This is a genomic window from Salinivibrio sp. MA427 (assembly GCF_001996115.1).
Lineage (GTDB): Bacteria > Pseudomonadota > Gammaproteobacteria > Enterobacterales > Vibrionaceae > Salinivibrio > Salinivibrio costicola.
This window is the reverse complement of record NZ_MUFH01000152.1, coordinates 1-6060: the sequence shown is the minus strand read 5'-3', so window position 1 is coordinate 6060 and position 6060 is coordinate 1. Positions and strand designations below refer to the sequence as shown.

2 protein-coding genes and 1 pseudogene are annotated in these 6060 nt (G+C 49.6%); 2 read left to right on the top strand and 1 reads right to left on the bottom strand.

The genetic code is table 11. The annotated features are described in order from the left end of the window. Positions 1 to 1391, bottom strand: a 1391-nt coding sequence (gene glgP / locus BZG79_RS10300) for a glycogen/starch/alpha-glucan family phosphorylase (RefSeq protein ID WP_199877718.1), incomplete at its 3' end; no start/stop codon positions are given. Between the two features lie 508 nt (positions 1392 to 1899). On the opposite strand from glgP, the gene malT reads away from it, so the two are divergent. Further along, on the top strand, positions 1900 to 4407 hold the full coding sequence (gene malT, locus BZG79_RS10295; protein WP_077774330.1) for an HTH-type transcriptional regulator MalT: 2508 nt from the start codon (positions 1900 to 1902) through the stop codon (positions 4405 to 4407). 192 nt (positions 4408 to 4599) lie between these two features. Continuing rightward, positions 4600 to 6060 (top strand): annotated as a pseudogene (locus tag BZG79_RS10290) (hypothetical protein); the annotation flags it as partial.

Below are 6060 nucleotides of genomic sequence, written 5' to 3'. Positions count from 1 at the left end.
TTTTGAATGCGACCTGGATAAAGCGCATCAAACTCAGGGAATAAATCACGTTTAACCAACTGTGAGTGCAAGGCCGCGACACCGTTGACGGCATAAGAGCCAATCACACACAGATTCGCCATGCGCACCATGCGCTCACCTTGATCATCGATCACGGATAACACTTGCTGTTTGCGCACATCACCAGGCCACTTTTGCTCCACGTCTTGTAAGAAACGATGGTTGATCTCGAAAATGATCTCCATATGGCGAGGAAGAAGCTCTGCCATGAGCGATTCACTCCACGTTTCAAGCGCTTCAGGTAATAACGTGTGGTTCGTGTAAGCAAAGGTGCGGCTAGCAATGGCCCACGCTTCATCCCAACCTAAGCGATAATCATCTAGCAACACACGCATCAGTTCAGGAATGGCGATCGTTGGGTGAGTATCGTTAAGCTGAATGGTTTCATACTCCGGCAACGCCGCCAGCGCATGGCCGGCTTCCAAGTGACGGCGAAGAATGTCACCCACTGAGGCGGCGCTATGGAAGTACTGCTGCATTAAACGCAGCGTCTTGCCTGAATCATGGTTATCGTTGGGGTAAAGGACTTTAGTCAGGTTACCCGCATCAATATCTGCTTGCTGCGCATGGGTGTACTCGCCCGCATTAAAAGCATCAAGCGCGAACGGTGTCAGTGCTCGACCTTCCCACAAACGCAATGGATAAACGGTGTTACTTTGGTAACCGACAATGGGTAAGTCCCAAGGCATTGCCTGGATTTTCAAGCTTGGCACCCATTGACGATAGGTATGCCCCGCTTCCTCAACAACCTCAACATGGCCATAGAAACCAATGGTTTGAGTCAGGTCCGGACGGACGACTTCCCAAGGGTAGCCTTCTGGCTCACGCCATGCATCAGGCGCTTCTTGCTGCGCCCCTTGATCGAAAGATTGGCGGAAAAGGCCATACTCGTAGTGTAAGCCATAGCCAACTGCTGGATATTGCTGTGCCGCAAGTGAATCCATAAAACAAGCAGCGAGACGCCCAAGCCCACCGTTGCCGAGTGACGGGTCACGCTCTTGCTCTAATAAGTCGGTAAGACCCAGGCCGAGTTCACCAACGGCCTCAGCAATCACATCGTATAAACCCATGCTAATCAGGTTATTGCCCGTCAAACGGCCAATGAGAAATTCAAGAGATAAATAGTTAACGCTTTTGGCCTGTTTGATCGCTTGATCGTTTTCAGTCGCCACCAAGTCGCCTGTTGTGTGCTCAGCTAATGCACGCCCTAAGGCAAGGTACCAATCGCGTTGTTGAGCGGTTTCAGGTGCGTGACCTAGCTGGGTCAAGTGTTGGACCATGCTGATTTTAAACGCACTTTTATCAAAGGCATGTTGCTGTTTTGGGGTCATGTCATAACTCTCAATAATGGAATGAAACCTTGATGGCTATTCATCCTGCCCAACTCGAGAGTAACAAACATCCTCCCACTCACAGTGACGGAAAGGAGGAGATAGCAGGGCGTAGAGAGCTGTGTCACACACCAACAGTGAGCCGCCTCTCATCAATCCTAGCATCCACATACAAGCCAGTGATCAACATCACGTTATGGGACAAAAAGCATTCGAAAAGCAGCATGAAAAGTAAGAAATCACTTTTGTTATTTTTGTGCGCCAGCGCAAATTCTATATTTTCCAGGACATATAAATGTACAAAGCTATTTTAAAGGATAGCGAAAACAAAAAACTATTGTGATATAAATCACAAATATAGGGCGTAGATGCACCATTCTAGAGCAATCAACACAAGAGTGGAGAGAGATCATAGTTTGCTATCTAGGAGTCGCATAGACTCCAAGGAGGATAAAGCAGTGTCGCGCTGAGGGGCCGGCACCGTATTTGAGGTTAAGGACAGTGTGTTATGTGGATCCCATCAAAACTTACTCGACCAGGTCGGCTTTATAACGCCATATTGCGCCCTCGGGTGCTCGATATGCTACAACGAGCGCCTCACTATAAATTAGTGATGTTCCGCTCCCCCGCCGGCTATGGCAAAACAACCATGGCCGCACAATGGCTGGCTGATCAGTCCCATGTTGGCTGGTTTAGTATTGATGACAGTGACAATGATAGCTTCCGCTTTATTAACTACTTGTTACAAGCCCTGCATCAAGCCACGCAAGAAGGCTGCGCAAACACCATTAAGCTTGCTGAGAAGCGCCAATTCTCATCGCTTCGTGCACTTTTATCCGATGTGTTTGCCGAGTTAGCGAATTTTCATGCCACCAGCTATCTGGTATTGGATGATTATCAGCTTATTGATAACGAAGAAATCCATGAAGCCATGCGTTTTTTCATCAAGCACATGCCGGATAACCTCACTTTGGTCGTCACTTCACGAGCCAACCCGCCATTGGGCACCGCGAACTTGCGTGTTCGTGACTTAATGATCGAAATCGGGAACGAATTACTCGCCTTTGATAACGAAGAGACCACCCGCTTTTTTAATCAACGCGTGGCCGATGGGGTCGATGAGTCAACCGCCAATGCCTTGTGTACCTACGTTGAAGGTTGGCCGTCAGCATTGCAACTGATTGCGATTCAAGCACAGCACCAAAAGCGTACGCTCATGCAAAGCGCGGCCTCGTGTGCCAGCTTTAACCATGCCCACCTTTGGGACTATTTAGCGGAAGAAGTGTTTGATTTACTTGATACTGAAACCCGTCAGTTTTTGATGAAAGTGTCGGTATTAGAAATGTTCAACGATGAATTAGTCTATGCCTTAACGGAGCGCGGCGACGCGTTGGGGATGCTGGAGTCTCTGAACCGCTACGGTTTATTTATTTATCCACTCGAAGGCGACAACAATTGGTTCCGTTTTCACCATCTATTTGCTGAATTTCTTGCCCATGAGCGCCAGGCTCGGATCCCACAGCAGCAACAAACACTGCATCGGCAAGCGGCCTTAGCTTGGCTCAAGCTTGAATCGCCACATCAAGCATTGCGCCACGCACGTTATGGCGAGGATGATGCCCTGTTGGCAGATATTCTGAATCAATATGGTTGGCGGATGTTTAACCGTGGGGAGCTATCGACCCTCGAAGCGGCTATCAGCAAGCTAAATAACGAGTACTTGTACCAGTATCCGAGTTTAAGCCTACTTCGAGCTTGGCTTGCACAAAGCCAGCATCGCTATCATGAAGTGGGTGAGCTATTAGCAAGTGCAGAAAAAGCCTATCAAGCTCGCGAAATACCGCTCGACATTGATTATCAAGGCAATGCCAATGCGCTACTTGCACAGGTGGCAATTAATGCCAACGACCCAGAGCGGGCCATGCGCCTGGCTGAAAAAGCACTTGAGCAACTAGATAGCGCCAATTACCGTGGCCGTATTGTCGCGACATCTGTCGTTGGCGAGGTGAACCATGTGCTCGGCGAGCTCGATCGTGCCTTATCGATGATGCAACAAACGGAAAAACTCGCTCGCCAGCACCAAGTGTATCACCAGGCACTTTGGGCAATTTTACAACAAAGTGAAATTCTTCTGGCACAAGGCTATGTGCAAGCGGCATTTGAGCTGCTCGACAGTGCCGATCAACTCATTGAAGATCAGCAATTACACCAAGTTCCTTTACATGAATTTGCTTTACGCCTTCGCGCACAAATTCTTTGGTGTTGGAACCGTTTAGACGAAGCCGAAGCCTGTGCTTACAAAGGGCTGCAGGTTTTAGAAAATCAGCCACCGAGCAAGCATCTGCATAGTTACTCCATGCTCGCACGTGTTGCCGTCAGCCGCGGTGAACTCGACAAAGCTGCCAAGCACATTGAGCATATTGAGCATCTATTACGTGAGTCGGTTTATCATGTCGATTGGACCGCTAACGCGTCTTTATCGTTGTTACTCTATTGGCAAGCCAAACACGAACTTCCTCATATGGAGGAGTGGCTGCATCAAGCCGTTCGCCCCGCGTCGGCCTGTAATCACTTTAGCCAGCTTCAATGGCGTAATATCGCCCGGGCGCACCTCCATCTAAGTCAGGGTGACGCTATCTCATCGCTGTTGCATGCATTGATCGAACAACAAGCGCTTGGCGCGTTAGAACGTCATCGTGCACAACAGTTACTGAAAGAAATCGCCAGCCATCAACGCTCTCGCTCAACCCACTTTGATGAAGCCTTTGTCGAAAAACTGGTGAAGCATCCAAACGTTCCTGAATTAGTACGAACCAGCTCATTGACCCAGCGGGAGTGGCAGGTACTTGGCTTGATTTATTCAGGATTCAGTAACGAGCAAATTGCTCATGAACTGGATGTCGCCGGGACAACCATTAAAACCCACATCCGTAACCTTTATCAAAAACTCAACATTGCCAATCGCAAAGAAGCGGTCGTCACCGCCGAAAACCTCTTGCAATTGATGGGCAATTAACCTCGCACCACTACGCCCTCAGAGGTTTCTGGGGGCGTAGTTATTATTAAGTCTCAGCCTACATTTTGTGATACTTTGTTGAATTATCAAAAAATTTTCTCATCGATGTACTGAGTTATAACGCGATCACAGTTGGTGCAATTCACTTCTCAGTAAGCTTGGCCTCCCTACAACACATTAAAGGTCAACCTGATGAATTATCCGTTAAACAAACATCCTCTTGCACTGCCTTTTACGATTGCCTCGGCGATTGTATTAACAGGCTGTCAATTGAATGACGATAACCCTAATGTTGATACCAGCCCAACCCCCAGCGCTCGTGATGCGGGCACCACGGATGCCAGTGTGCTATTTGCTGACGCCGATACCCTGCTCACTCATCAAACCCACGCCACCTCGCTTACCTTGTATTATTCCACTGATGGCACGATGCGCTATAACCCGGACACTCAGCAGGTGGAAAACGCCACCGCGAGTGTCGAATCTACCCTTGCCACCCGCGATAATTGGCAGGCATCGTTTCCTCATTTGCAAGGTAACGTCAAAGGGTTCGATTTTGACTTTGTTAGCGCCGATATCGCGCTGAAGCAATGGCTCAAAGGACAGCTTCTCGCTATCGCCAAAGACGGTGATACCGTATTAACCGCAACCGATGTGCAACCGGCCCGCGCGCTCGATGCCTTGTACGCAGAACACGCCGAAAAACTTAACTTTGGTGCCATTCCTGACGCTGGACACACTGAATTTCGTCTCTGGGCTCCTACCGCACAGCAAGTGTCACTCGTGCCTTATCAAGCTGCGAGCGAAGAAGGCGCGCCAAAACAGCGCCAAACGCCCATTAAAATGGATTTCGACGCCGAGTCGGGAAGCTGGCATGTTGCCACCACTGCGCTAACCCACGGCGACTATTACCGTTATCAACTGTCGGTCTATCACCCTGCCACACACCGTGTCGAGCGTCTCGAAGTCACGGATCCTTACTCACATAGCTTGTCGACCAACTCAAGCTATTCACAGGTGGTCGATCTGAATGCATCAGCGCTTAAACCCAGTGGTTGGGATACGCTGAGTGCGCCTCACTCGCAGCAAAACCCCGCCAACGGTGTGATTTATGAGGCGCACGTGCGTGATTTTTCCGCGCTCGATCAATCTACTCCCCAAAAACTGCGCGGTAAGTACCTTGCTTTTACACAAAACACCACTGAGCCGGTCAAACACGTAACCGCGCTTGCGCAATCTGGAGTCACTCACTTACACCTGCTCCCCGTGTTTGACATTGCCTCCATCAACGAGGACGCGGCACAGCGTATCGATGTCACCGACCGCTTCTCCGCGCTATGTGACAAAGCACCCTCGCTAAAAGATACCCCGAGGCTGGCCAGTGAGTGCGACAACAATCAAACCATCCAAGCGGCATTAACGGATTTAGCCGCCCAAGACAGTGCTGATACCCCCTATGTGCAAACGGTAATGGCGGCGATGCGTCAATACGACAGCTTTAACTGGGGTTACGATCCTTTCCATTACACCGTGCCCGAAGGCAGTTATGCGACCGAGCCTGAAGGCACCGCGCGTATCCTCGAGTTTCGTAAAATGATCATGGCCATCAAACAAAATATCGGCATGAATGTGGTGATGGATGTGGTCTACAAT

Bases quoted from the DNA above. Each gene is read 5' to 3' on its own strand.
- malT (WP_077774330.1), top strand. From the start codon at position 1,900: ATGTGGATCCCATCAAAACTTACTCGACCAGGTCGGCTTTATAACGCC.